Source organism: Streptomyces sp. SAI-127 (assembly GCF_029894425.1).
In the GTDB taxonomy this organism is placed as follows: domain Bacteria; phylum Actinomycetota; class Actinomycetes; order Streptomycetales; family Streptomycetaceae; genus Streptomyces.
In genome coordinates, this window is record NZ_JARXYJ010000001.1 from 3,080,483 (window position 1) to 3,105,756 (window position 25,274).

Annotated in this window: 20 protein-coding genes; 4 read left to right on the top strand and 16 right to left on the bottom strand. The window is 70.5% G+C overall.

The window, feature by feature from the left end:
* Nucleotides 1-20: 20 nt before the first annotated feature.
* From M2157_RS13990 to M2157_RS14005, 4 genes are all read right to left on the bottom strand, one after another.
* A complete protein-coding gene (locus tag M2157_RS13990) occupies nucleotides 21-2,039 on the bottom strand; it encodes an ATP-dependent DNA helicase (protein WP_280862203.1) in 2,019 nt (672 codons plus the stop codon).
* A 397-nt stretch (nucleotides 2,040-2,436) separates the two neighbouring features.
* Complete coding sequence (locus tag M2157_RS13995) at nucleotides 2,437-3,321, bottom strand: GNAT family N-acetyltransferase (RefSeq protein ID WP_280862204.1); 885 nt, start codon at nucleotides 3,319-3,321, stop codon at nucleotides 2,437-2,439.
* 37 nt (nucleotides 3,322-3,358) lie between these two features.
* Nucleotides 3,359-5,188, bottom strand: a complete 1,830-nt coding sequence (locus M2157_RS14000) for an IucA/IucC family protein (protein ID WP_280868199.1) — start codon at nucleotides 5,186-5,188, stop codon at nucleotides 3,359-3,361.
* A 696-nt stretch (nucleotides 5,189-5,884) separates the two neighbouring features.
* Nucleotides 5,885-7,471: a diaminobutyrate--2-oxoglutarate transaminase family protein gene (locus tag M2157_RS14005; RefSeq protein ID WP_280868200.1), complete on the bottom strand. Its 1,587-nt coding sequence runs from the start codon at nucleotides 7,469-7,471 to the stop codon at nucleotides 5,885-5,887.
* Between the two features lie 434 nt (nucleotides 7,472-7,905).
* Here M2157_RS14005 and M2157_RS14010 point away from each other — a divergent pair, with 434 nt between their 5' ends.
* Nucleotides 7,906-9,135, top strand: coding sequence for a hypothetical protein (locus M2157_RS14010; RefSeq protein WP_280865406.1), 1,230 nt, complete (start codon nucleotides 7,906-7,908; stop codon nucleotides 9,133-9,135).
* Between the two features lie 89 nt (nucleotides 9,136-9,224).
* Here M2157_RS14010 and hflX read toward each other — a convergent pair whose 3' ends face one another.
* From hflX to miaA, 6 genes are all read right to left on the bottom strand, one after another.
* Nucleotides 9,225-10,721 (bottom strand): GTPase HflX, encoded by a 1,497-nt coding sequence (hflX, locus tag M2157_RS14015; RefSeq protein WP_280862206.1) that lies wholly within the window; start codon nucleotides 10,719-10,721, stop codon nucleotides 9,225-9,227.
* A 134-nt stretch (nucleotides 10,722-10,855) separates the two neighbouring features.
* Nucleotides 10,856-12,382: a M1 family metallopeptidase gene (locus tag M2157_RS14020; protein WP_280865407.1), complete on the bottom strand. Its 1,527-nt coding sequence runs from the start codon at nucleotides 12,380-12,382 to the stop codon at nucleotides 10,856-10,858.
* 475 nt (nucleotides 12,383-12,857) lie between these two features.
* Nucleotides 12,858-15,110 carry an HD domain-containing protein gene (locus tag M2157_RS14025; RefSeq protein WP_280865408.1) on the bottom strand — a complete coding sequence of 751 codons (2,253 nt, stop codon included), beginning with the start codon at nucleotides 15,108-15,110 and terminating at the stop codon, nucleotides 12,858-12,860.
* Nucleotides 15,111-15,395: 285 nt separating this feature from the next.
* On the bottom strand, nucleotides 15,396-16,265 hold the full coding sequence (gene dapF / locus M2157_RS14030) for a diaminopimelate epimerase (RefSeq protein ID WP_280865409.1): 870 nt from the start codon (nucleotides 16,263-16,265) through the stop codon (nucleotides 15,396-15,398).
* Nucleotides 16,266-16,355: 90 nt separating this feature from the next.
* Nucleotides 16,356-16,859: a hypothetical protein gene (locus M2157_RS14035; protein WP_280863769.1), complete on the bottom strand. Its 504-nt coding sequence runs from the start codon at nucleotides 16,857-16,859 to the stop codon at nucleotides 16,356-16,358.
* A gap of 108 nt (nucleotides 16,860-16,967) precedes the next feature.
* On the bottom strand, nucleotides 16,968-17,906 hold the full coding sequence (miaA, locus tag M2157_RS14040) for a tRNA (adenosine(37)-N6)-dimethylallyltransferase MiaA (protein WP_280865410.1): 939 nt from the start codon (nucleotides 17,904-17,906) through the stop codon (nucleotides 16,968-16,970).
* Between the two features lie 183 nt (nucleotides 17,907-18,089).
* Between miaA and M2157_RS14045 the strand changes: the two genes are divergently transcribed.
* Entirely contained in the window at nucleotides 18,090-18,431 is a 342-nt protein-coding gene (locus tag M2157_RS14045) for a hypothetical protein (protein ID WP_280862211.1), read from the top strand.
* 24 nt (nucleotides 18,432-18,455) lie between these two features.
* Nucleotides 18,456-18,728 (top strand): antitoxin, encoded by a 273-nt coding sequence (locus tag M2157_RS14050; protein WP_280862212.1) that lies wholly within the window; start codon nucleotides 18,456-18,458, stop codon nucleotides 18,726-18,728.
* A gap of 105 nt (nucleotides 18,729-18,833) precedes the next feature.
* On the opposite strand, the gene M2157_RS14055 is transcribed toward M2157_RS14050, so the two are convergent.
* The 5 genes from M2157_RS14055 to M2157_RS14075 all read right to left on the bottom strand — a co-directional run bounded on the left by M2157_RS14055 (nucleotide 18,834) and on the right by M2157_RS14075 (nucleotide 22,144).
* On the bottom strand, nucleotides 18,834-19,547 hold the full coding sequence (locus tag M2157_RS14055; protein WP_280862213.1) for a class III extradiol dioxygenase subunit B-like domain-containing protein: 714 nt from the start codon (nucleotides 19,545-19,547) through the stop codon (nucleotides 18,834-18,836).
* Between the two features lie 10 nt (nucleotides 19,548-19,557).
* On the bottom strand, nucleotides 19,558-19,854 hold the full coding sequence (locus M2157_RS14060) for a hypothetical protein (protein WP_266529324.1): 297 nt from the start codon (nucleotides 19,852-19,854) through the stop codon (nucleotides 19,558-19,560).
* A gap of 39 nt (nucleotides 19,855-19,893) precedes the next feature.
* Entirely contained in the window at nucleotides 19,894-21,420 is a 1,527-nt protein-coding gene (miaB, locus tag M2157_RS14065; RefSeq protein ID WP_280862214.1) for a tRNA (N6-isopentenyl adenosine(37)-C2)-methylthiotransferase MiaB, read from the bottom strand.
* A 56-nt stretch (nucleotides 21,421-21,476) separates the two neighbouring features.
* On the bottom strand, nucleotides 21,477-21,845 hold the full coding sequence (locus M2157_RS14070; RefSeq protein WP_280865411.1) for a hypothetical protein: 369 nt from the start codon (nucleotides 21,843-21,845) through the stop codon (nucleotides 21,477-21,479).
* Nucleotides 21,846-21,994: 149 nt separating this feature from the next.
* Nucleotides 21,995-22,144, bottom strand: a complete 150-nt coding sequence (locus M2157_RS14075) for a hypothetical protein (protein ID WP_280862216.1) — start codon at nucleotides 22,142-22,144, stop codon at nucleotides 21,995-21,997.
* Nucleotides 22,145-22,648: 504 nt separating this feature from the next.
* Between M2157_RS14075 and argG the strand changes: the two genes are divergently transcribed.
* Entirely contained in the window at nucleotides 22,649-24,103 is a 1,455-nt protein-coding gene (gene argG, locus M2157_RS14080; RefSeq protein WP_062035887.1) for an argininosuccinate synthase, read from the top strand.
* A 74-nt stretch (nucleotides 24,104-24,177) separates the two neighbouring features.
* On the opposite strand, the gene rutA is transcribed toward argG, so the two are convergent.
* On the bottom strand, nucleotides 24,178-25,251 hold the full coding sequence (gene rutA, locus M2157_RS14085; RefSeq protein WP_280862217.1) for a pyrimidine utilization protein A: 1,074 nt from the start codon (nucleotides 25,249-25,251) through the stop codon (nucleotides 24,178-24,180).
* Between the last annotated feature and the right edge of the window lie 23 nt (nucleotides 25,252-25,274).

Genomic DNA, 25,274 nt, shown 5'->3' on the forward strand with positions numbered 1-25,274 from the left:
CGTGTCGGGCCAACCCACGATCATCCGACTTCCGCCTGCGCCTTCTCGGCCTCTGCCGCAAGCGCCGCCGCTTCCGTCGCCCTCGCCGCGGCGTCGATCGCCGTCAGCGATTTCCGCACCTGGTTACGGTCCGTGGTGTACCAGAAGCCGGGCAGTGACGCCTTCAGGTAGCTGCCGTACCGCGCCGTCGCCAGCCTCTGATCCAGTACCGCGACCACACCACGGTCCCCCGAGGCCCGGACGAGGCGGCCGGCGCCCTGGGCCATGAGCAGCGCGGCATGCGTGGCGGCGACCGCCATGAACCCGTTGCCCCCCGCGTCCTCCACCGCCTTCTGGCGGGCGCTCATCAGAGGGTCGTCGGGGCGCGGGAACGGGATTTTGTCCATGACGACCAGCTGGCAGCTGGGGCCGGGGACGTCGACGCCCTGCCAGAGCGACAGCGTGCCGAAGAGGCAGGTCTGCGGGTCTGCCGCGAAGTTCTTGATCAGTTCGCCCAGGGTTTCCTCCCCCTGGAGGAGGATCGGGAACTCCGGGATGCGGGAGCGCAGCTCCTCTGCGGCCAGCTGGGCAGCCCTCATGGAGGAGAAGAGCCCCAGGGTGCGGCCGCCTGCCGCCTGGATGAGCTCGGTCAGCTCGTCGAGCATGTCCACTCGGTCACCGTCACGCGCGGGCCGCGAGAGGTGCTTGGCGACGTAGAGGATGCCCTGCCGGGGGTAGTCGAAGGGCGAACCGACGTCGAGGCCCTTCCACTTCGGCAGATCCTCGCCCTCGGTTCCTTCCGGGGCGAGCCCCAGGGACGCTCCTACACCGTTGAAGTCGCCACCCAGCTTCAGCGTCGCCGAGGTCAGGACCACGGAACGGTCCGCGAACAGCTTCTCCCGCAGCAGGCCGGACACCGACATGGGGGCCACGCGCAAGGAGGCGCCGAAGCGGTCATGACGCTCGTACCAGACGACGTCCCACTCCGAGCCGTTCGTGATCCGCTCCGCCACATCGTGAACCGACTCCACGGAGGCCAGCGCCTGTTTGCGGACCGCGTCCTCGTCCTGCACCGACTTGTCGCGGGTCGCACCGATCGCGGAGATGACCGTACGGGCGGCGTCGCGCAGAGCCATGAGCGCGTACCCGAGGTCCTCCGGGATCTCCTCCAGCCTGCCGGGCAGAGCGAGCTCCATCACCCGCTCGAAGCCCTCCGCCGCGGTCTGGAGCTGATCGGCCGCCTTTTCGTTGACAAGCTTCGCGGCGCGGCGAACCGCCCGGTTGACCTGGCCGGGGGTGAGCTCGCCGGTGGCGACACCGGTGACCCGGGAGACCAGCTCGTGCGCCTCGTCGACGATCAGCACTTCGTGCTGAGGAAGGACGGGGGCGCCTTCGATGGCGTCGATCGCGAGCAGAGCGTGGTTGGTGACGACGACCTCGGCCAGCTTGGCACGCTCGCGGGCCATCTCGGCGAAGCACTCGGCGCCATAGGCGCACTTCGTCGCTCCCAGGCACTCACGGGAGGACACGGAGATCTGCGCCCAGGCGCGGTCGGAGACACCCGGCGTGAGGTCGTCGCGGTCACCGGTCTCGGTGTCCTGCGACCAGTCCCGCAGCCGCAGTAGATCCTGGCCCAGCTTGCTGGTGGGCGCGGCGGCCTCGAACTGGTCGAAGAGCCCCTCCTCCTCGTCCTGCGGAACACCCTCGTGGAGGCGGTGCAGACACATGTAGTTCGACCGGCCCTTGAGCATCGCGAACTCCGGGCGGCGGCGCAGCAGCGGGTGCAGCGCCTCGACCGTGCGCGGCAGGTCGCGCTCGACGAGCTGTCTCTGCAGTGCGAGGGTGGCCGTCGCGACGACGACCCGCTCCCCGTGCGCGAGCGCGGGCACGAGATAGCCGAGCGACTTTCCGGTACCGGTGCCGGCCTGCACCAGCAGGTGGGAGCCGTCGTCGATCGCGTCCGCGACGGATTCGGCCATGGTCACCTGGCCGGGGCGCTCCGTACCGCCGACGGCAGTGACGGCAGCATGCAGGAGTTCGGGGAGTGAGGGCTTCGTCATAGCGCGACCACCCTACGGCCCGGCACTGACAAAGGGGTGATCAAGGCGGGGACGAGGGGTGGGATCAAGACCGGGAACTCCTCGGAGAGGTAGCGGGGCGGGGTCGGATGTGCTCGGCTCGGTTCGACATCGGCCGAGCTTGATCCGGTCGGAGGCGACTTTGGTCGGGTGGCGGCCGGAATTGACCGGGGCCTTGTGGGCGGGACGGGTGTGGCGGGACGGGTGTGGCGGAACCCGTGTTTCCGAGGTCGTGTGTCCGGGGTCGTTGTCCGAGGCCGTGTGTCCGAGGCCGGGTTTCCGAGGTCATGTGTCCGGGGTCGTCGAAAAAGTCTCGCGATGGGTGGGAACCGGTTCGGCGCGAGCGGTGTACCAAAAGTGATTGCGTGATGACGCGTTGCTACAGCAGATCGCGCAGGGACCGGTCTCGGATCATGAGGGCCGCCCGCTTGGCGGGCAGGTCGACCTCGGCTGAGAAGCGGAAACCTGCGCTCAGAAAGGCGGTGACGGACGGGATGTTGCGAAGGTCGGGTTCCGCGATGACACGAGCACAGGCGGGTCGCTTGTCGAGTACGAGATCAGCGACGGCTCTGAGAAGAGTGCTGCCTAGACCGCGCCCTCGATCGGTGACGGCGCCGATGAGGAGATGGATACCGGTGTCGTGCGGTCTGACCGGACAGTGGCGAGCCAGCGGATCCAGGTCTGCCCGGTAGATCTCCCAGTAGCTCATCGGAGTGCCCTCCAGCACGCCGAGGCAGGGAACGCTGCGCCCGTCACCGGCCAGCTGGGGGCGCAGGTGGTCCTCCGTCACGTTCTGAGGCCCGGCCAGCTCCCAGAACGCGGCGACGGCGGGGTCGTTCATCCAGCGGCAGACGAGGGCAAGGTCACGCTCGACGCGTACGGGCACGAGTTGGAACACGCCTGCCGCGGTCGCGATCGGCCCCCAGTCCGCGAGCCCGTCGAGGAGGCCGTCGCCGCCCGGGGTGCGTAAGGCGCGCTGGGCGGTGCTGTCGCTCCAGCTCCATCGCCCCTGCCCCTGCCCGTGCCCGTGCCCGTGCCCGTGCCCGACTGCAGCATCGGCCGTGGCTGCATCTGCGCCTGACCGCCCCTCCTTGAAGAGCGCGACGAGTTCGTCGGGCAGGCGCAGGTCCAGCGTGTCCTCGTTGTCGGTGCTCCGGCCGATCCCCCGGGCTGCGCTGTCCTCACCCGCGTCGGGACAGGCGCCGGTGCCGATGTCGGTCGAGGCGGCGGAAACGGCATCGGCACTCGCGTCGGTGGGAGACACAGGGCGCTCCTCTCAGGAGGTGGGTGGGTCATGTTCCTCAGGAGTGAAGGGGGTTGGCGATGGTGACGTAGACGGACTGGGTGTCGACCGGGCCGACGAGTTCGTCCAGACCGTGCACGCGGGTCAGCAGATTGGCCTTGCAGCGCAGGACGGGTGAGTCGAGCAGACGGCCGGGGAGGGTGGTGCGCAGTCGGGTGGGTCCGCAGGCCACGTCGTCGAGGAAGCGGCGGAAGGCGGCGAGCAGCAGCCGTTCGTCGGCCAGTCGCTGCGAGCCGAACGCACCGATGAGACCGAAGACGTTGTTGATCGCCAGGTAATAGGCGAAACGCTCGTCGGTGACCTCATCGGAGACGAAAGTGTCGCTGTGTGCACCGATGCCGGGCAGACGTGCGTCGAGCTCCGCGCGTCGGGACTCGCGGAAGTAATAGCCCTGGTTGTCGCGGTACCGGCCGCCGGCGGGCCAGCCGCCGGCGTCCAACAGGACCAGGGTGTTCTGCTGATGTGCCTCCAGAGCGATGCCCGCCTCTGCGTCGAGCCACAGCGCCGGGCGGACGACGTGTTCCAGGTAGCGCAGGAACCACTCGGCGGCGACGGCTCCTCGATGGCGGCCGGTGCGGGCGGTGAGACGGGTGACGACCTCGGCCAGACGGGACCGCCAGACAGGGGGGTCCGTCTCCGGTCGGTCTCCGTCCGACCTGTCACTGCCCGGGCGGTCATCGGTGCCGGCGGCCCGGGCGCGGGGAGCGGGACGGGGTGAGACGAGTCCGGCGATGCAGGAGACGTCGTGAGAGGGGCTGAACGGGTTGTGCCGGATCATCACGTCGATTCCGGGGACGGGACTGCCGTCGGGCCCGTCGACGGCGAGCCAGGCAGGGTCCCGGACGATGTCGAAGGCCGGGTGGACCGCCTGCCACTGCTTGGAGAGGCCGCTGCGCAGGAGCCGGTGCACCTCGACACCACGGTGGAGTTCCTTGCGGAGGTTCTCGCGGCGGGAGTTGGTGATGCGCAGGCCCAGCGAGAGCTTGAGCATGGCAGGGGCGCCGGAGCGATGAACGGTGCGTACGGAGGAGGTGGGATGCCAGGGGGAGCCGTGGGCGCCCAGGTCCTGAAGCAGTCCGGCATCGAACAGCGGGGCGGTCTCGGTGCGATGCCGTACCTCGCGGAGTTGCCAGGGGTGCAGCGGCAGGGCCGTGCGGCCGTCGGGCAGCGGGAGGTCTGGGCCGGCCAGGCGTTGGGTGAGCTGGGCGGCGGTGACGGGACGGCCGCGTTCGGTCCAGGCCGAGTCGGTGGCGAGGAGAGAGGGGTCGACAGCCAGCCAGTGCAGGAGGAAGGAGCCGCGCAGCTCTGGTGAGTACGAGGCGGCTTCGGCTTCGGAGAGACCTTCGCGGCTCTTCGGGGCCGGGTGCAAAGGGTGGCCGAGGACGAGTGCCTGTTCGGCGGTGAGGAAGAGGTCGGGGCCGTCATCGGGGTGCTTGCGGCGCTCGCTGACGAAGGTGGCGGTCCGGTGCACGGAGTCGGCTACACGGGCCACGACTTCGGCACCGGCTGCAGAGGCGGGGGACTCTGTCGTCAGCGACTCCCGGGTGAGTAGCGCCGCAACGGTGACCGCATCGGCGGGCGGGGCCTGCACGGGGGCGTCGGCGAGACGGGGGAGGCCGAAGCGGTGCCACCCCGTCGCCGACCAGTAGTGGACGGGGACGAGAAGGGAAGTGCCGCTGGCGGGGAGGGGAATGCGGAGGGTGCCGCCGGTGGGGGCGGGCAGGTCCGTCTCGCGGGCCCAACAGCGCAGCAGATTTTCCACGGTGGCGGCCTCGGCCGCGGCGTGCGGGTCTGGGTGATTCAGCGGGTCGTCGGCGGCGCCGCGCAGTCGTTCCCGTTCGGGCGGGCTGCCCTGGGGCGGGGTGTGGTCGGGGCGGGAGTGGCGCTGCGGAGAGGGGGATGTCTCGGAATGGTTGAGCGGGTGCGTGGGGGTGCGGTCTTGGGGGGTGGGGGTGGTTTCCAAGTTCGGTGTTCCTCGGGGGTGGTGCTGCGTGGGAGGGGCTGCTGTCTTGTGGGGGTGGGGTGGGTGGGGCTTGTTGTGCCTGTACCAAGGGCGACTGGTTGACCGGGGATCTGGGGGATCTGGTGGCAGATGGGCGGTCGAATGGCGTGGAGGTGAGTGGTGTTCGGGAGGGATGCGGTGAGCAATCGGCGTGATGACGGCGGCTGTTCGGAGGCGTCGGTTAGCGGCTCGCTGCTCGGCCTGTGGCGCGAGGGGTGGCGGCCGCTTGGGGCCCGGCCCGGACTCCAGCTTCGGGCCTGGTCCCGATTCCCACTCCCGTGCCGACTCCGACTCCGACTCCGGTCCCGGTACCAGTACCAACCCCGGCCCCGACTCTGGCTCTGGCTCTGGCTCTGGCTCCAGCTCCGAGTGCACCCGACCCGCCGGCTTCGGGAGGAGTTGTCGCTCTGGTTGAGGGCGTGGCTGCGGCCCCAGTTCCCGGTGTGGCTCCATCCGACATGCCAGTCCCTGCCGTTCTTGCCGTACCTGCCGCTCCTTCGGTTCCCGCCGCAACCCCGGCAGCTACCCCGCCCCCTCGCTCCGGCGACGACGCTGCTGTGGCCTTCCGGCACCACGGTCTTGACCGCGGGCCACAGCGGCCACGGCGTCGGCGAGTCGGTCGAGGACGGCGGTCGCCTGTTCGTCGGTGATCGTCAGAGGCGGGAGCAGGCGCACGACGCTCGAGTGACGACCACCGAGTTCGACGATCAGGCCACGCCGGAGGCACTCCCGCTGCACGGCGACGGCAAGCTCCGGAGAGGCAGGGCGAGGGGAGGGGACGGAACCCGGCGTCACCACGGCCCCCGCACCATCGGCGCTACTCAGCCCGACCGAGCCCAGCAGCCCAGCAGCCCCATGACCCTCATCGGACCCACCGGATCCACCGGCTCCACCGGACCTGCGGGATCCACCAGCCTCATCAGGCCCCACAGATCCCCCGGATCCAGCAACACCCCACCCCTCCCCTTCACCTTCCTCCTCCACCATCTCCACCCCGATCATCAACCCCCGCCCGCGCACATCACCGATCGCAGAAAACTCCCGGCTCAGCCCGCGGAGCTGATCCAGCATCCGCGCGCCGAGCGTTGCGGCGCGTTCTGTGAGGCCGTTCTCGCGTACGTAGGCCATCGTGGCCGTGCCCGCGGCCATGGCGAGTTGGTTGCCGCGGAAGGTGCCGGCGTGGGCGCCGGGTTCCCAGACGTCGAGCTCGTCGCGGTAGACCACCACGGCGAGGGGCAGGCTTCCGCCGATGGCCTTGGACAGGACCATGACGTCGGGGGTGATGCCGCTGTGCTCAACGGCCCAGAAAGCCCCGGTACGGCCGACCCCCGTCTGGACCTCGTCGGCGATGAGCGGGATCGAGCGGTCGGCCGTGATCTGTCGCATGCGTCGCATCCACGCGTCAGGGGCTGGAAGAACGCCGCCCTCGCCCTGGACGGGTTCGAGGATCAACCCTGCGGGCAGCGGTACCCCGGACTTGGGGTCGTCGAGGACGGACTCCGTCCAGCGGGCGGCGAGTTCGGCACCGTGCGGGCCGCCGACCCCGAAGGGACAGCGGTAGTCCTGAGGGTAGGGCAGTCGGGCGACCCGTACGTCGAAGGCGTCGCCGGACGCTTCGAGAGCGCCGGAGGTCATGCCGTGATAGGCGCCGGCGAAGGCGAGCATGCCGTTGCGGCCGGTCGCAGCGCGCACGAGCTTGAAGGCGGCCTCCACCGCATCGGTGCCGGCCGGGCCACAGAACTGCACGCGTGGGTGGTCGGCAAGACCGGGGGGCAGGGTGCGGAACAGTTCGGTGATGAAGGCGTCCTTGACGGGCGTCGCGAGGTCGAGGACGTGGAGGGGTGCGCCCGAGTCGAGGACCTTGCGGATGGCCTCCAGGACGACGGGGTGGTTGTGTCCGAGGGCAAGGGTGCCGGCGCCCGAGAGGCAGTCGAGGTAGCGGCGGCCGTCGGCGCCCTCGATGGTCAGACCGCGTGCACGTACCGGCACGATCGGGAGGGCACGGGCATAGGTGCGTGCCGCCGACTCGCGGGCCGACTGGCGACGCAGGATTCCCTCGTGCGCGGAGCGGGCTGCCGACGGTTCCTCGAGGGCGGTGTGGCCCGCCATGGCCTCCCCGGGTGCGGTCTCGGTCACGGCCATGGTTCTCCCGTCGTCGCGCTGTGCAGGGGCAAGCGTTCCCTCGCGGACTCACCCGCCCCGACATACGAAACCCCGGGACCCTTTGCTCGACATCTCGGCACATCTATGCCCCGACTGTCGGGAAATCTCCGGGGATTGGGGCGCCGGGAGCGAACCGTCCGCCGGCAGCAAGCCCCCATCGCTACAACCTCGGACCGTCCAGCGGGTTACGGGTTGCCGGAAGATCTTTGGCGTGACGGAACTGTTGCGGTTCCATCGGAAGTCCCCCATAACGGGCGCATAGTGTGTGATGCCGTTCCAAGGCGCGATGCCGGAGGGTGAACTCGCGGGATGCCTGCGAGACGTCTGCGGAAAGTCCCCGGTTGCGCACCTGGGTTCGTCCACACAGGGGGAGGCAGAGCATGCGATCCGCACCGCTGTCATTGACCGCTCGCGGCGAAGGCGAAAAGGGCGCGCGCCGCAGAACCTCTCCTGCGCTCGCCGCAGTGGCCCTCGCCTCCGTGCTGGCGCTGACCGCCACCGGCTGTGGTTCGGGCGACAAGGACGCGAACGCGCAGGCCTCCGCCTCGGCCGCGTCCGAGAGCGACGGCAAGATCACGATTCCGGACGACATCAGGGACAGGCTCAAGGAGCACGGGATCGATGTCGACAAGTGGAAGAACGGCGCCTGGAAGAACTGGGACAGGGACGACTGGCTGCGCGAGGCCCAGGACTACATCAACCCGATCATCGAGGGCCTGTGGGACCCGGATCGGATGCGGGAGGCCGAGGATCCCGACCGCGGTGTCCAGGAGAGCGACCTCTCGGGTGACCAGGGTGTGACCGACCCGGAGCCGGCGCCGGTGGACGCGAAGCCCGTATCACCTACGTACCACGACAACGTTCCCGAGGCGGGCAAGGTGTTCTTCGACTCCCCCGAGGGCACGATGGTCTGCTCGGCGACGGTCGTGGAGGACCCGGCCCACCCGGGCAAGTCCAACATGGTCTGGACGGCGGGGCATTGTGTGCACGCGGGCAGGAGCGGTGGCTGGTACCGCAACACCGCGTTCGTGCCGTCGTACAACGACCAGGCCTTGTCGGCCGCGGAGTTGGAGAGCGCGACCGAGAAGGCTGTCGCTCCGTACGGCGTGTGGTGGGCCGACTGGGCGCAGACCTCGGACCAGTGGATCGCCCAGGGGGGTCCGACCGGCGGGGACGGTGCCCCGTACGACTTCGCCGTCCTCCATGTGACGCCGGAGGAGGGTGGCACCGGCAAGTCGCTGGAGGAGAGCGTCGGTTCGGCCCTGCCGGTGAACTTCGCCGCTCCGGCGGTGCCGCGGGTGGAGAGCATCACGGCCGGTGGGTATCCGGCGGCGGCGCCGTTCGACGGGGAGACGTTGTACAAGTGCCAGGACAGGCCGGGACGGCTGTCGATCAACGCCTCGGATCCGACGATGTACCGCATCGGCTGCACGATGACCGGTGGTTCGTCCGGCGGCGGCTGGGTCGCGACCGGTGCGGATGGCCGGCCGGCCCTGGTGTCCAACACCTCGATCGGGCCAGTGAATGCGGGCTGGCTGGCCGGGCCCCGGCTGGGTGAGGTGGCCAAGGGCGTGTACGACTCGGTCAGCGAGAAGTTCGCGGGCCAGTGAGCCCCGCGGCCTCCCCGAACACGCTGAGAGGCCCGCCCTTCTGGAAAAGGGCGGGCCTCTCAGAGAGGTACGGCTCAGAGCTACGGCGCTCAGGCCACAACCGGTGCCGGCACGTACGGCGCCAGTTCCGCGGCCAGCTCCTCGTGCACCCTCACCTTGAGCAGGGTGCCCTCCGCCGTGTGCTCCTCGGAGATCACCTCGCCCTCGTCATGGGCACGGGCGACCAGCTTGCCGTGGGTGTACGGCACGAGCGCCTCGATCTCGACGGACGGCCTGGGCAGTTCGTTGTCGATCAGGGCGAGCAGTTCGGCGATGCCCCGGCCGGTACGGGCGGAGACCGCGAGGGAGCGCTTCTCGTTCCGCATCAGCCGCTGGAGCGTCAGTGGGTCGGCCGCGTCGGCCTTGTTGATCACGACGATCTCGGGCACGTCGATGGCACCGACGTCCCTGATCACCTCGCGCACGGCGGCCAGCTGCTCCTCCGGGTTCGGATGCGAGCCGTCCACCACGTGCAGGATCAGGTCGGACTCGCCGACCTCCTCCATGGTGGAACGGAACGCCTCGACCAGGTGGTGCGGCAGGTGTCGTACAAAACCGACGGTGTCGGCCAGCGTGTACAGGCGGCCGCTCGGGGTCTCCGCGCGGCGGACGGTCGGGTCGAGGGTCGCGAACAGGGCGTTCTCGACCAGGACGCCCGCGCCCGTGAGGCGGTTGAGCAGGGACGACTTGCCGGCGTTGGTGTAGCCCGCGATGGCGACCGAAGGCACCTTGTGGCGCTTGCGCTCCTGCCGCTTGATCTCGCGGCCGGTCTTCATGTCCGCGATCTCCCGGCGCATCTTCGCCATCTTCTCGCGGATCCGACGCCGGTCCGTCTCGATCTTGGTCTCACCGGGACCACGGGTGGCGAGGCCGCCGCCCTTGCCGCCGCCCATCTGACGGGACAGCGACTGACCCCAGCCTCGCAGCCTCGGCAGCATGTACTGCATCTGCGCGAGCGCGACCTGCGCCTTGCCCTCTCGGGACTTGGCGTGCTGGGCGAAGATGTCGAGGATCAGGGCCGTACGGTCGATGACCTTGACCTTGACGACGTCCTCGAGGTGGATGAGCTGGCCCGGGCTGAGCTCACCGTCGCAGATGACGGTGTCCGCGCCGGTCTCCAGGACGATGTCCCGCAGCTCGTCGGCCTTGCCGGAACCGATGTAGGTGGCCGCGTCGGGCTTGTCGCGGCGCTGGATCACGCCGTCGAGCACGAGTGCGCCGGCGGTCTCCGCGAGGGCGGCGAGCTCCGCGAGGGAGTTGTCCGCGTCCTGCGCGGTCCCCGTGGTCCAGACGCCGACGAGGACGACCCGCTCCAGACGGAGCTGGCGGTACTCGACCTCGGTGACGTCCTCGAGTTCGGTGGAGAGGCCCGCCACGCGGCGCAGAGCCGCGCGCTCGGAGCGGTCGAACTGCTCACCGTCCCGCTCTCCGTCGATCTCGTGGCTCCAGGCGACGTCCTCTTCCATCAGGGCATCGGCCCGAAGACCTTCGGCGTATGTGTGCGCGAGTCGCTGCGTGTCCTGGGAAGGGGATGAAGAGGAGGTCATTTGATCCTTACGTCGATGGGGATTCCGATTCGCCGGTCATATGTCACAACGCACGAGTACCACGGGAGATTCCCGCGCCCCGTGCCGCGCCGACCTGAAGATGGTCGCACGGTACGGGGCGTCTCGTCACCGCCTTATTTCACCGGTGCCACGGCCTTCCAGCTCGGGTGGCCGGGCATCCGCGGGGTCTTCGCGCCGTAGAGCCAGCCCTGGAGGAAGCCGCCGAGGTCGCGCCCGGCGATCTCGGAGGCGAGGTGCACGAAGTCGGCGGTCGACGCCGTGCCGTCCCGGTGCTCCTGCACCCAGGCGCGTTCCAGTTTCTCGAAGGACTTGCGGCCGATCTCCTGGCGCAGGGCGTAGAGGACCAGGGCGGCGCCGTCGTAGACGTTCGGCCGGAAGATGCTGATCTTCTGGCCGGGCTCGGGCGGCTTGGGTGCGGCCGGCGGTCCGCCTTCGGCCCGCCAGCGGTTGGAGGCGCCGTACGCGGCCTTCATGCGGGCCTCAAGGGTGCGGCCCGCCTTCTCCTCCGCGTACAGGGCCTCGTACCAGGTGGCATGTCCTTCGTTGAGCCACAGGTCCGACCAGGTGCGGGGGCTGACGCTGTCACCGAACCACTGGTGGGCGAGCTCATGCACCATGATCGACTCGACGTACCACTTGGGGTAGGCGGGCTCGGTGAAGAGATCTTTCTCAAAGAGGGACAGGGTTTGTGTTTCCAACTCGAAGCCGGTGTCGGCGGCGGCCATGAGGATGCCGTACGTCTCGAAGGGGTACGGCCCGACCTTGCCCTCCATCCAGGCGAGCTGGCCGGGGGTCTTCTTGAGCCAGGGTTCGAGCTTGGCACGGTCCTTTGTGCGCACGACGTCCCGGACGGGCAGTCCGTGCGGTCCGCTGCGGCGCAGCACGGTGGAGCGGCCGATGGACACCTGAGCGAGTTCGGTGGCCATGGGGTGCTGGGTGCGGTACGTCCAGGTGGTCGCCCGGCCGCCGCGGTCCACGTCCGTCGGCAGGCCGTTGGCGACGGCCGTGTAGCCGTCGGGGGCGGTGACCCGGATGGTGAACATCGCCTTGTCGGAGGGGTGGTCGTTGCAGGGGAACACCAGGTGCGCGGCGTCGGCCTGGTTGGCCATGGCGAGCCCGTCCGCGGTGCGCACCCAGCCGCCGTCCCGGTCGTCGGCGGAGACGGGATCACTGGTGTGCCGGACGGTGATCCGCATCCAGCTGCCACCGGGCAGCGGTCCTTCGGGCGTGACGACGAGGTCCTCGCCGGCGCTGGTGAAAGCCGCGGACAGACCGTCGACCTCCACCGACTGGACCTCGCCGTGGGCGAAGTCCAGGTTGATGCGGTCTAGTTCGGTCGTCGTCCAGGCGTCGATCGTGGTGACGGCCGTGAGGGGCTTGCTGTTGTCTCCGGGATAGGTGAAGGAGAGGTCGTACGACGCCACGTCGTAACCGGGGTTGCCGAGGTGCGGGAAGAGGCGGTCACCGACCCCGAGCGGTGTGGCCGGGGCGCTCGCGGCCAGCAGGCAGACGGAGACGGCGGAGGCGAGCAGCGCGGCCGCCTTGTGCCGTCGGGCGTTTCCGGTACGGCGACGGGAGGCGTCGGGGCCGAGCCGGTCGGCGTGGGTGGGACCGGCGTGGGTGTGGGGGTTGAGCGGCATGCACCACCGCTACCAGCGCGCGCGTGCGCCACGGCGACGACGCGCGACCAGCCCACTCGAACGGGGTGCTCCGGCTCCGTTGAGGAGACGCGTGAGGTCCTGAGGCCGGCCACATGCGGTCAGGTCCCGCGGCCCGCCGCCACAAGCGCTGACGTCCTGTGGCCCGCCACGCAAGCGTGAGCTCCTGAGGCCCTCCACGCGCGCGTGAGCTCCTGAGGCCTTCCACGCGCGCGTGAGGGCCTGTCGACCGACACTGCACCCGCTCACCAGGACCTGCGGACCGGCCCCTCACGCACGTGCAGACCCGTGGACCGGCCGGCCGCTTTCGCGCATGCAGACCCGCGGGCCGGTCCCCCACGCCCATCCAGACCAGCGGACCGGCCACCCACGCCCATCCAGACCCGCAGACCGGCCACCCACGCCCATGCAGACCTATGGCCCCGCCCCAGTCGTGCGCGCCCCCTGAGGCGGTCCTTCAGGCCCCAGGCGTCTGCGCCCTGCTCACGTCGTACACCCCGGCCACGTTCCGCATCGCCCGCATCAGCGACGGCAGCCGGGCCGCATCCGGCAGCTGGACGGTGTAGGTGTGGCGTACCCGCTGCTGGCTGGGGGGTTCGACGGTCGCGGAGACGATCTCGGCGCCCTCGCCGGCCATGGCCTCGGTGAGGTCGGCGAGGAGGTGCGGGCGGCCGAACGATTCCGCGAACAGCGTGACCCGGCACCCGGCGGTGTCGCCCCAGCGCACGCCGACCTCCGTGCGCCCCACGCTCTTCATCCGCGCCACCGCGGCGCACTCCACGCGGTGCACGGTGACCACTCCCCCGCGCACGGCGAAGCCGGTGATCTCGTCGGGCGGTACGGGCGTGCAGCAGCCGGCGAGCCGTACGGTCGCGCCGGGCTGGTCGACGAGGGCGACGGCGGCGCCGGGGCGGTCGACGGCCGGGTTGTCGGAGGTCTGCGACTCGGCGATGATCCGGCCCACGCTGTCGGGAGTGTCGGCAACCGGCGGCTCCGCGGCGGAGGCCCGGAAGGGGTTCGAATCCCCCCGCCCGGCCTGCACGTCCTCAGCCGTGGCATCGGCCGTCCCGCCCCGCTCCACGATCTCGTCCGGCGTCTCGTGCGACGGATGGGTCGCGATCCACCGCTGGATGGCGATCCGCGCCGCGGGCGTGTGCGCGTGCTCCAGCCACTCCTTGGAGGGCTCGGCGGCGGGGTCCTGCCCCATGAGGAGCTGGACGGTGTCGCCGTCCTTCAGAACGGTGCTCAGCGTCGCCAGACGGCCGTTGACGCGGGCGCCGAGGCACGCGTGCGCGTCCTCGCCGTACTGCGCGTACGCGGCGTCCACACAGGTCGCGCCCTCGGGCAGGCCCAGGGTGCCGCCATCGGGCCGGAAGACGGTGATCTCGCGGTCCTGGGCGAGGTCCTCACGGAGGGTCGACCAGAAGGTGTCGGCGTCGGGCGCGGCCGCCTGCCAGTCGAGGAGGCGGGAGAGCCAGCCGGGCCGGGTGGGGTCCACCCGCTCCTCGTCGGCGCCCGCGCCGGTGGACGCGCTCGGCGCCTCCGAGGGGTCGGTAGGCGAGGCGTACGGATTGCCGAGCGCGACCACGCCGGCCTCGGCGACCTTGTGCATCTGGTGGGTGCGGATGAGGACTTCGACGACCTGGCCGTCGCCGCGGGCCACAGCGGTGTGCAGCGACTGGTACAGGTTGAACTTCGGTACGGCGATGAAGTCCTTGAACTCCGAGACGACTGGCGTCATACAGGTGTGCAGTTCGCCCAGGACGCCGTAGCAGTCCGCGTCCTCGCCGACCAGGACCAGCAGGCGGCCGAAGTCCGCGCCGCGCAGCCTGCCGCGCTTGCGGGCCACCCGGTGCACGGAGACGAAGTGCCGTGGCCTGATGACGACTTCGGCCGGGATGCCGGCCTCGCGCAGCACCGAGCGCACTTCGTCGGCGATCTCGGCGAGCGGGTCGTCCGCGCGGGAGGCGTTGTCGACGATCAGCTCGCGCGTGTGCTCGTACTCCTCGGGGTGGAGGATCGCGAAGACCAGGTCTTCCAGCTCGGTCTTGAGTGCCTGGACGCCGAGGCGTTCGGCGAGCGGGATGAGAACGTCCCGGGTGACCTTGGCGATGCGGGCCTGCTTCTCGGGGCGCATCACGCCGAGGGTGCGCATGTTGTGCAGCCGGTCGGCGAGTTTGATCGACATCACGCGGACGTCGTTGCCGGTGGCGACGAGCATCTTGCGGAAGGTCTCGGGCTCGGCGGCGGCGCCGTAGTCGACCTTCTCCAGCTTGGTGACGCCGTCGACGAGGAAGCGGACCTCCGCGCCGAACTCCTTGCCGACCTGATCCAGCGTCACCTCGGTGTCCTCGACGGTGTCGTGGAGCAGAGAGGCCGTCAAGGTGGTGGTCTCGGCGCCGAGTTCGGCGAGGATCAGGGTCACGGCGAGCGGATGTGTGATGTACGGCTCACCGCTCTTGCGCATCTGGCCGCGGTGCGAGGACTCGGCCAGGACCCAGGCGCGGCGCAGGGGTTCGAGGTCGGCGTCGGGGTGGTGGGCGCGGTGGGCCTCCGCGACATGGCCGATGGCGTCGGGCAGCCGGTCTCGGGCGGCGGGGCCGAGCAGCGCGGCGCGGCCCAGGCGGCGCAGGTCGATCCGCGCCCGCCAACGGGCGGCCGCACCTGTTACCGGACCTGGGGTCGCGGGGTTCGTGGCCTCCGCACTCATGGGCACCTCCGGCTGTGGACCGGCGGACGGGGTGCCCCATGGCGGACACGGCTCAGGGGATGGCATCTGTCCCCCGTCCGGGCCGGTGCTTGATGCTACCGAGCCCATCACGCCCGGCTGACCGCCTCTCGGCGAGCGTGAAACGGATCACCCATTCGAGCGAAGGCTTTCAGGTTTACGATTTCGCGCCGCCTGACCTGCGGCCGACCGTGGTTTTGAATCGCACAGAGGGCCGGAGGCTGCGGTTCCACGCCTTGGGCCGTTCGGGTGCCGCGATTCATATGGTCAACCAACCGCGTTTTCCAGCCAGTCGGCGTCGATCTCGCCCTCGGCGACGATCACCGCGGGGCCGGTCATCTCGATCTCACCGTCGCTCCGCTCGGTGATCAGCAGGGTGCCGCCGGGCACGTCGACGGTGTAGGTCGCCGGGGTGCCGGTGGCCACCGGGTCGGCGCCGTCCCTGCGGGCCGTGGCGACGGCGACGGCGCACGCGCCCGTGCCGCAGGACCGGGTCTCGCCCGCCCCGCGCTCGTGCACACGCATGGCGACATGGCGGGGGCCGCGGTCGACCACGAACTCGACGTTGACCCCGCTCGGGTAGGCGGCGGCCGGGCTGAAGGGCGGCGGGGAGTACAGGTCGCCGGCGTGCGCGAGGTCGTCCACGAAGGCGACGGCGTGCGGATTGCCCATGTCCACGTTGCGGGCGGGCCAGCTGCGGTCGCCGACACTCACCGTGACGTCCCCCTCGGGGAGCAGCGCCTTGCCCATGCCGACGGTGACGTCACCGCCTTTCGCGATGTGCACGGCCTTCACGCCCCCGCGCGTGGCCACCGCGAGGTCGCCCTCGGTGACGTGACCGGCGCGCTGGAGGTAGCGGGCGAAGACGCGGACGCCGTTGCCACACATCTCGGCGATGGACCCGTCACCGTTGCGGTAGTCCATGAACCACTCGGCCTCCCCGGCCATGTGGGTGGCCTCGGGGTGCTCGGCGGACCGTACGACGTGGAGCAGGCCGTCACCGCCGATGCCTGCCCGGCGGTCGCACAGGGCGGCGACGGCGGCGGGGGGCAGGTCGAGGGTGTTCTCGGGGTCCGGGACGATCACGAAGTCGTTCTCGGTGCCGTGGCCCTTGAGAAAGGGGATCCGGGTGCTCATGTCTCGATCGTACGTGCAGGCCGGTGGGGGCTGGTCGCGCCCGCACGGCGATAGCCGCAGATCAACACGGCCCCGCGCCCCTGAAAGCCTCTAGCGGAGCCGCGCCACGCGCCACACCGCGAGAACGACCACGACCGCTACCAGCAACACGTACCCGAGCACGACCCGCCAGTCCGCGCGGCGGCCGGACCCCCGCTGGGGCAGTCCCGGCCACGTGTAACCAACCCGGCGTGCGGCCATCATGCCCCAGCCCGCCGCACAGGAGCAGATCAGCAGGCCCAGCATCGCGATCACCGCTCCGCTGTCGCCGAAGTCGAAGGCCAGGGGGAAGGCGAACATCAGGGAGCCGACCGCGGCCAGCGAGACGATGGGAGCGAGCTGCCAGATCCGCAGACGGCGCTGCGGGCGCAGCTCGACCTCGACCTCTTCCCCGCCCGGGAACATCTCCTCGGGCTCGGGACCGTCGGCGGTCACACCGCCCTGGGTGTCATCGGGCCCGTCGGGGCTCAGACGGTCTGCGTCCTGCCCCGGTTCACCGCTCTCGGCGGTGAGGGGCTCGGTGCCTTGTGCGGTGTCGCGAGGGCCGGCCTCCATCGCCACGCGCCCTCCCAACTCGGACTCCACTTGGTCGATCGAAGCTCGATGATGGCACGGCGCCGGAGGCCGGGATGGCGGCCGGAGCGTCCCGATGCCAGGACGTGATCAGGCTGTGACCGGTCGTTCGAGCAACGCCAGTGCGAGCTGCGGAAGTTCTGTGAGATGCGCCGCAGCCCCACTCAACCAGTGCACCCGCGGATCGCGCCTGAACCATGAATCCTGACGGCGCGCGAAGCGTTTCGTGGCACGGATGGTCTCGGTCCGCGCGTCCTCCATCGCGCACTCCCCCGAGAGCGCCGCGAGCACCTGCTGGTATCCGAGCGCACGCGAGGCCGTGCGCCCCTCGCGCAACCCGCGCGCCTCCAGCTCCCGCACCTCGTCCACGAGCCCCGCCTCCCACATCCGGTCGACGCGGCGCGCGATGCGCTCGTCGAGCTCGGGCCGCGCGACGTCGACGCCGATCTGGACGGTGTCGTAGACCGAGTCGTGGCCGGGGAGGTTGGCGGTGAAGGGCTTGCCGGTGATCTCGATCACTTCGAGGGCCCGGACGATACGGCGGCCGTTGCTGGGCAGGATCGCCTGCGCGGCCCCGGGGTCGGCGGCGGAGAGACGGGCGTGCAGCGCGCCGGAGCCGCGCAGCACGAGTTCCTCCTCCAGACGGGCCCTGACCTCGGGGTCGGTGCCGGGGAACTCCAGGTTGTCGACGGCCCCGCGGACGTACAGCCCGGAACCGCCTACGAGGATCGGCCAGCGGCCCTCGGTGAGCAGGGCGTCGATCCGGGCGCGGGCCAGCCTCTGGTACTCGGCGACGGACGCCGTGACGGTCACGTCCCAGATGTCCAGGAGGTGGTGCGGGACGCCGTCGCGTTCCTCGGGCGTCAGCTTGGCGGTGCCGATGTCCATCCCTCGGTAGAGCTGCATGGAGTCGGCGTTGACGACCTCGCCTCCCAGTCGCTGGGCCAGGAAGACGCCCAGATCGGACTTTCCGGCCGCAGTGGGTCCGACGACGGCGATGACGCGGGGGGAGGGGGGTGCGCTGCTCACCGCCCCAGTCTCGCAAACCCAGGAGCACCACCTCGAACGAGTTACGTGACGACGCGGGTCCGGGGTCGTTGCCAGTTGCGTGGATTCCGCCGCCCTGTCCGCGGAGGCGGCGATCCGGGTGGCGCAATCGGGCGCTCCGGACGACGCGGGGTTTCCCCCGCACGAGTAGCGTATGGAGTGGATATGGGCGTTTTCGCACGACTTCTCCGGAGGTCGAAGGCCACGGAGGAGGCGTCAACCGCCGAGACGCAGGCCGACATCCGGACGGCCGAGCCCGCGGCGGAGGAGGCGGGAGAGGCGAAGGGATCGACCGACGCCAAGGCCGAGGTCGAGACCGAGACCGAGAGCCAGGCCGAGGGCAAGACCGGGGCCGGGGTCGCCGAGACGGCCGGAGCCGAGGACGCGGACGGAGCGACGGCGACGGAGGCCGTCGAGGACGCCGCAGCCGAGGGCGTCGAGATCCCCAAGCAGCAGTCCGCCGACGAGGCGGCCGACCGTGAGGCCGGTGAGGGCGCCCGCACGTAACTGCCCCGCGCGGGAAGGTGAACGATGGGTTTCCTGGACAATGTGAAGGCCAAGCTCAGCCCGGCCAAGGACAAGGTCTCCGGCCTCGCGCACAAGCACGGGGACAAGGTCCAGCACGGCCTCGACAAGGCCGCGAAGGTCGTGGACGAGAAGACCAAGGGAAAGTACAGCGACAGAATCCGGACGGGCACGGGCAAGGCCAAGGGCGCCATGGACCGACTCGCGCACAAGGACGGCACGGAGGGACCTGGTGGCGGCAGCACGCCTCCGCCGGCCTCACCGCCGCCGGCTTCCTGAACGGCAGCACGGCACACCGACGGACGGCCGCGGGGCAGGACGCCCCCGGCCGGCCGCCGTTTCCCGCCCCGGACTCCTCTACGGCTGCTGCGGCTCCTCCAGCCGTCAGGACCAGGTGGCGACCATGTACCCCACGCCGTACGGCGCGTCCTCGTACAGCAGCGAGCCGCCGAGGTCCGCGCTCTCCGCCGCGCCCGCGAGGACCTGCCAGCAGGCCCGGCCGGAGGCCTTCAGTTCGTACGCCAGCTCGGCGTCCAGCGCTTGCAGGGCCGCCACGTCGACCGCGCCCAGCGCACGCGCGACCTCCGCGTCGAACGGTGCCGCGCGCTCGTCGAGGTAGCCGGGTGCCTTGAGCGTGCGGCAGGCGCTGGCGTCGCCCATCACCAGCAGCGCCACCCGCTCGGCCCGGGCGGCGATTTCCCTCCCGGTCTGAATACACCGCTCGGGCTCGAGAGGTTCCCCCACGCCGAGTCCCTCGATCGGGGCGTCGGACCAGCCGATGCGGTCCAGCAGCCAGGCGGCGACGGCGAGGGAGGTCGGCAGCGGACGCTGCGGGACCGGCTCCCGCTCCGGTCCGAGCCGCACCTCCACATCCACGCCGAAGCCGCGGAACGAGCCGTGGGCGCCCTGCGGGTGCGGGCCGCGGCCGCTCTGCTCGGCGGGCCCCACGACGACGAGGCGGTCGGGCCGGGCCGCCGCGAGCACGCCCAGCGCGTCCGTGCAGGCGGCGCGTGCCCCGTCGAGCTCGGGCGCCGCCCCAGCGGCGACCGGCGGCACGAGAAGGGGCGGACACGGACAGACAGCGGCTGCTACAAGCATGATCGGCAGCCTACTTCCAGGCCCAGGGCCAGGACTCGGGATGGGTGCTCCACTCCAGTTCACCGAGCCGGTACACCACGCGAAACGTGGCCATCATGCCCTCGATGTTCGCGTAGTAGGCGTCCCCTTCACCGATCCGGTAGACCTGCCGGCGCTTCTGGCGCAGACCGACGCCCGGACGGTGGGTGCAGGCGATCTCGTACAGGCGGGCGCGGGCCTCTTCCCGGGTGCCCTCGAAGTGCGCCACCTCGTCGAGGTCGTGATGGTCCCCGAAACTGCGGTCGACCAAGACCACCCAGCGCCCCATGCCCCGCCCAGCCTCTCCTTGGTGACCGGCGGCGGGCGCTCAGTGCGCCGCGCAGCCGCCCGTGGCCGCCGGCAGCGGCTCGGGAACCCCGATCTTCGGGAGGCCCAGCATGACACCCGCGGGTTCGGCGGCCTCGACCGCGTTCCGCTTCTCCCACGCGTCCCCCGCGCGCGTACGGCGCACATCGAGGACGGCGCCCTCGGCGAGGAGGTGGTGGGGGGCGGCGTAGGTGATCTCGACCGTGACCACGTCGCCGGGGCGGACCTCCTGGTCGGGCTTGGTGAAGTGGACCAGGCGGTTGTCGGGGGCGCGGCCGGAGAGGCGGTGGGTGGCGCCGTCCTTGCGGCCCTCCCCCTCGGCGACCATCAGCTCCAGGGTGCGGCCGACCTGCTTCTTGTTCTCCTCCCAGGAGATCTCCTCCTGGAGGGCGACAAGACGCTCGTAGCGTGCCTGGACGACCTCCTTGGGGATCTGGTTGTCCATGGTCGCGGCGGGGGTCCCGGGACGCTTGGAGTACTGGAAGGTGAAGGCCTGTGTGAAGCGGGCCTCGCGGACCACGTGCAGGGTCTGCTCGAAGTCCTCCTCGGTCTCGCCGGGGAAGCCCACGATGATGTCGGTGGTGATCGCCGCGTGCGGGATGGCGGCGCGGACCTTCTCGATGATGCCCAGGTAGCGCTCCTGGCGGTACGAGCGGCGCATCGCCTTCAGGACCGTGTCCGAACCGGACTGCAGGGGCATGTGCAGCTGCGGCATGACGTTCGGCGTCTCGGCCATCGCCGCGATCACGTCGTCGGTGAAGTCGCGCGGATGCGGGGAGGTGAAGCGGACGCGCTCCAGGCCCTCGATCGCGCCACACGCGCGCAGCAGCTTGCTGAACGCCTCGCGGTCGCCGATGTCGGAGCCGTACGCGTTGACGTTCTGGCCGAGCAGCGTGATCTCGGAGACGCCCTCGCCGACCAGGGTCTCGATCTCGGCGAGGATGTCGCCGGTACGGCGGTCCTTCTCCTTGCCGCGCAGCGCCGGGACGATGCAGAAGGTGCAGGTGTTGTTGCAGCCGACGGAGATCGACACCCAGGCCGCGTAGGCGCTCTCACGCCGGGTCGGCAGCGTGGACGGGAACGCCTCGAGGGACTCGGCGATCTCGACCTGCGCCTCTTCCTGCACGCGCGCGCGTTCCAGCAGGACCGGCAGCTTGCCGATGTTGTGGGTGCCGAAGACGACGTCCACCCAGGGCGCCTTCTTCACGATGGTGTCGCGGTCCTTCTGCGCGAGGCAGCCGCCGACCGCGATCTGCATGCCGGGCCGCGAGGCCTTGCGCGGCGCGAGCCGGCCGAGGTTGCCGTAGAGCCGGTTGTCGGCGTTCTCCCGCACCGCGCAGGTGTTGAAGACGACGACGTCCGCGTCCCCGTCGGAGCCCTCGGGGGCGGGCACGTATCCCGCCTCCTCCAGCAGGCCGGACAACCGCTCGGAGTCGTGGACGTTCATCTGGCACCCGTAGGTACGGACTTCGTATGTCTTGGATGATCGAACGTCCACTGCCGGGCTCCGGTCGCTGCTGCTGGTCATGGGTCAAGGGTAGGCGTTCCGCGGAGATCGTCGTCCCGGTGCCCAGCCGTGGCCGTTCAGCGGCGCACCAGTCGCTCCAGGGCGCTCGCGCTGACCGTGGCAGGGCTCAGACGGACCGCTCCGGCGAGCGGGCGGTCGGCCACGACCACGAAGCGGACTCCGGCGACCTTGCCCTTGGCCAGGCGGGAGGCCACAGCGGAGCCGGCCTCTTTGCCGGTGGTGACGACGGTGGAGCAGCGGAGCTGGACGAGGGTGTCGACGTAGGCGACGGGATCCGCGGCGGCGGGCAGCCGGTAGCGGACCACCAGGTGCGCGTCGGCGGTCTGCCGCAGCGCCGCCCACGTGCCGCCGGGGTCGGTGTCCGTCGACGTCAGCACACACGCCCGGGCGGAGGTGTCGACATGCGAGACCGGTACCGGGGGCACCCGGCGCCGTCCTGGTCGGGGCGCAGCAGGAGCACGGCGATTCCGGCCACGGTGGCCGCGCCGAGCAGGACACTGCGTCGGCGCCGCGAAGAACGCGAAAAGAAGGCTCGCCGCGAGAAGGTCCGGGGAAGGAGGCGAGCCTGGGTGGTTCAGAAGCCTTCAAGGTCGCCGTCCTCGTCGAGCAGAAACTCTTCTTCCTCACGCCATGACGTGAACGTGGCCGGCAGGGCAAGCTCGGCACCGAGCGGCGGACGGATCTCTCCCCGCACCAGACGCAGCAGGAACTCGGCCGTTCCCATGTCGTACGAGTGGTTCTGGCGGCGGTTCCGGGGCCGGAAGACCACCCGCCACTGGTCCCGGTCCGGCCTGCGCGACCCGCACGTCGTGCGCCGAGCCGGTCTTCGAGCTCAGGCCCGGACCGTCCGAACCCGACAGCCACTTCCACAAGTGCCCGGCGAGGGCGACGGTTTCGTCGCCGCGTAGGCCGCCGCCCCCTCCTGGGCCCAGAAGGACAGCACCAACGGAATCACGGCCAGCCACACACGCCGGCGCGACAGCGGACGCACAGGCTGCGGGCACGTTGTAAGCGCTGCGTGAAGGCGGGAGCAAGATCTCTTGTGGAGTCCTGAGGCATCCCTTTGCGAAGCCTGCAGAGAAGCCGCAGGGCGGGTGCCTCTTGTTCACCGACAGGACATTCCGACGCCATGGGCGAGCCACCGGCCGCCGAACGAATGACGTGAATCACGTAGGGGGCGGCACCAGGGGGCTTTGCATGACCATGCGCGGTGATGCATAATCTTCCTATGTCCAAGGTCCTCACGTCCCTCCCCGCCGGCGAGCGCGTCGGCATCGCCTTCTCCGGCGGTCTCGACACCTCCGTCGCGGTCGCGTGGATGCGCGACAAGGGCGCCATCCCCTGCACCTACACCGCGAACATCGGCCAGTACGACGAGCCCGACATCGACTCGGTGCCCGGCCGCGCGCAGGCCTACGGTGCCGAGATCGCGCGCCTGGTCGACTGCCGTGCCGCGCTGGTCGAGGAGGGACTGGCCGCGCTCACCTGCGGGGCGTTCCACATCCGCTCGGGCGGGCGGGCGTACTTCAACACCACGCCCCTGGGCCGCGCCGTCACCGGCACGCTCCTGGTCCGGGCGATGCTGGAGGACAACGTCCAGATCTGGGGCGACGGCTCGACCTTCAAGGGCAACGACATCGAGCGGTTCTACCGCTACGGCCTGCTCGCCAACCCGAACCTGCGGATCTACAAGCCCTGGCTGGACGCGGACTTCGTGACCGAGCTCGGCGGCCGCAAGGAGATGTCCGAGTGGCTGGTCGCGCACCAACTGCCGTACCGGGACTCGACCGAGAAGGCGTACTCCACCGACGCCAACATCTGGGGCGCCACGCACGAGGCCAAGACGCTGGAGCACCTCAACACCGGCATCGAGACCGTCGAGCCGATCATGGGCGTCAAGTTCTGGGACCCGTCGGTCGAGATCGCACCCGAGGACGTCACGGTCGGCTTCGACCAGGGCCGCCCGGTGACCATCAACGGCAAGGAGTTCGGCTCCGCCGTCGACCTGGTCATGGAGGCCAACGCGATCGGCGGCCGGCACGGCCTCGGCATGTCCGACCAGATCGAGAACCGGATCATCGAGGCGAAGAGCCGCGGCATCTACGAGGCGCCCGGCATGGCCCTGCTGCACGCGGCCTACGAGCGGCTCGTCAACGCGATCCACAACGAGGACACCGTCGCCCAGTACCACAACGAGGGCCGTCGCCTGGGCCGTCTCATGTACGAGGGCCGCTGGCTGGACCCGCAGGCCCTGATGATCCGCGAGTCGCTCCAGCGCTGGGTCGGCGCGGCGATCACCGGCGAGGTCACCCTGCGTCTGCGGCGCGGCGAGGACTACTCGATCCTCGACACCACGGGCCCGGCGTTCTCGTACCACCCGGACAAGCTGTCGATGGAGCGGACCGAGGACTCGGCCTTCGGACCGGTGGACCGGATCGGCCAGCTCACCATGCGCAACCTCGACATCGCCGACTCGCGCGCCAAGCTGGAGCAGTACGCCGGCCTCGGCCTGATCGGCACCGGCAGCCCCACGATCGGCGCCTCCCAGGCGGCGGCCACGGGCCTGATCGGCACCATGCCGGAACTCCCCGAAGGCGGCGCCGAGGCGATCGCGTCGCGCGGCGAGGTCTCGGAGGACGAGGCCCTGCTGGACCGGGCGGCGATGGAGTTCGGCACGGACTGAGGCACCTCTGGATGAACCCGGAGGACTGGTTCACCTCGTGAGCGAGGCCGGTGCGACCGCGCACCGGCCTCTTCTCATGTCCGCCCGTGCCGCGACCGCATCAACGGCTGGATCCGGGTCCCGAACCGCTCGATGCCCTCGAGGAAGTCGTCGAAGACCAGCATGATCCCCTTGGTCCCCTCGACCCCGGCGATCTCGTCGAGCATGCGCGCGACACTCTCGTACGACCCGACGAGCGTCCCCATGTTGAAGTTCACGGCGCCCTCCGGCAGCACGATGGTGCGGGCCGTGGAGGAGTCGTCGGCGGTGGTGTCCGTGGCCGACTCCCCCGCCATGTAGGCGAGCGCCGCGTGGTCGGCGCCGTCGTGGTAGTCCTGCCACTTCGCGCGCGCGGCCTCGTCGGTCTCGTCGGCGATGACCATGAACAGGGACAGGGCACCGACGTCACGGCCGGTCTCCCGCGCCGCCTGAACCAGCGTGGCCGCGCTGTCCGAGAAGGCCAGCGGTGTGTTCACCCCGCTGCCCAGGATGAAGTTGTAGTCGGCGTGCCCGGCGGCGAACCGCATGCCCGTGCCGCTCTGCCCGGCGGCCACGATGTCGATGTGCCCGTCCGTGGGCCGCGGCGAGAGCACGCAGTCGTCCATCTCGTAGAACTCGCCCTTGAAGTTGCTGACGCCCTCGCTCCACAGCTCCTTCATCACCGTCACGTACTCCACGGCCCGTGCGTACCGGTTGCCGAAGTGTTCGTCGCCGGGCCACACGCCCATCTGCGCGTACTCGCCGGGCGCCCAGCCGGTGACGATGTTGACGCCGAACCGCCCGGGGGCGATGGAGTCGACCGTGACCGCCATGCGCGCGACGATCGCCGGCGGCAGGGCGAGGATCGGCGTGGAGGCGTACAGCTTGATCCGCTCGGTGACCGCGGCCAGGCCCGCCATCAGCGTGAACGACTCCAGGCAGTGGTCCCAGAACTCGGTCTCGCCGCCGAAGCCCTTGAGTTTGATCATGGACAGGGCGAAGTCGAAGCCGTGCTCCTCGGCCTTCTGCACGACCGCCTTGTTGAGCTCGAAGGTCGGCATGTACTGCGGGGAACTCTTGGAGATGAGCCAGCCGTTGTTGCCGATGGGGATGAAGACACCGATGTCCATGCCGCTCCTCATGATCGGAGACT

What these genes read in the sequence shown, in the direction of transcription:
- M2157_RS13990 (WP_280862203.1), bottom strand. Translation starts at nt 2,039, where the DNA reads ATGACGAAGCCCTCACTCCCCGAACTCCTGCATGCTGCCGTCACTGCC.
- M2157_RS14005 (WP_280868200.1), bottom strand. Translation starts at nt 7,471, where the DNA reads ATGGCGGGCCACACCGCCCTCGAGGAACCGTCGGCAGCCCGCTCCGCG.
- M2157_RS14010 (WP_280865406.1), top strand. Translation starts at nt 7,906, where the DNA reads ATGCGATCCGCACCGCTGTCATTGACCGCTCGCGGCGAAGGCGAAAAG.
- hflX (WP_280862206.1), bottom strand. Translation starts at nt 10,721, where the DNA reads ATGACCTCCTCTTCATCCCCTTCCCAGGACACGCAGCGACTCGCGCAC.
- M2157_RS14020 (WP_280865407.1), bottom strand. Translation starts at nt 12,382, where the DNA reads ATGCCGCTCAACCCCCACACCCACGCCGGTCCCACCCACGCCGACCGG.
- M2157_RS14025 (WP_280865408.1), bottom strand. Translation starts at nt 15,110, where the DNA reads ATGAGTGCGGAGGCCACGAACCCCGCGACCCCAGGTCCGGTAACAGGT.
- dapF (WP_280865409.1), bottom strand. Translation starts at nt 16,265, where the DNA reads ATGAGCACCCGGATCCCCTTTCTCAAGGGCCACGGCACCGAGAACGAC.
- M2157_RS14035 (WP_280863769.1), bottom strand. Translation starts at nt 16,859, where the DNA reads ATGGAGGCCGGCCCTCGCGACACCGCACAAGGCACCGAGCCCCTCACC.
- M2157_RS14045 (WP_280862211.1), top strand. Translation starts at nt 18,090, where the DNA reads ATGGGCGTTTTCGCACGACTTCTCCGGAGGTCGAAGGCCACGGAGGAG.
- M2157_RS14050 (WP_280862212.1), top strand. Translation starts at nt 18,456, where the DNA reads ATGGGTTTCCTGGACAATGTGAAGGCCAAGCTCAGCCCGGCCAAGGAC.
- M2157_RS14055 (WP_280862213.1), bottom strand. Translation starts at nt 19,547, where the DNA reads ATGCTTGTAGCAGCCGCTGTCTGTCCGTGTCCGCCCCTTCTCGTGCCG.
- M2157_RS14060 (WP_266529324.1), bottom strand. Translation starts at nt 19,854, where the DNA reads ATGGGGCGCTGGGTGGTCTTGGTCGACCGCAGTTTCGGGGACCATCAC.
- miaB (WP_280862214.1), bottom strand. Translation starts at nt 21,420, where the DNA reads ATGACCAGCAGCAGCGACCGGAGCCCGGCAGTGGACGTTCGATCATCC.
- M2157_RS14075 (WP_280862216.1), bottom strand. Translation starts at nt 22,144, where the DNA reads ATGGGAACGGCCGAGTTCCTGCTGCGTCTGGTGCGGGGAGAGATCCGT.
- argG (WP_062035887.1), top strand. Translation starts at nt 22,649, where the DNA reads ATGTCCAAGGTCCTCACGTCCCTCCCCGCCGGCGAGCGCGTCGGCATC.
- rutA (WP_280862217.1), bottom strand. Translation starts at nt 25,251, where the DNA reads ATGGACATCGGTGTCTTCATCCCCATCGGCAACAACGGCTGGCTCATC.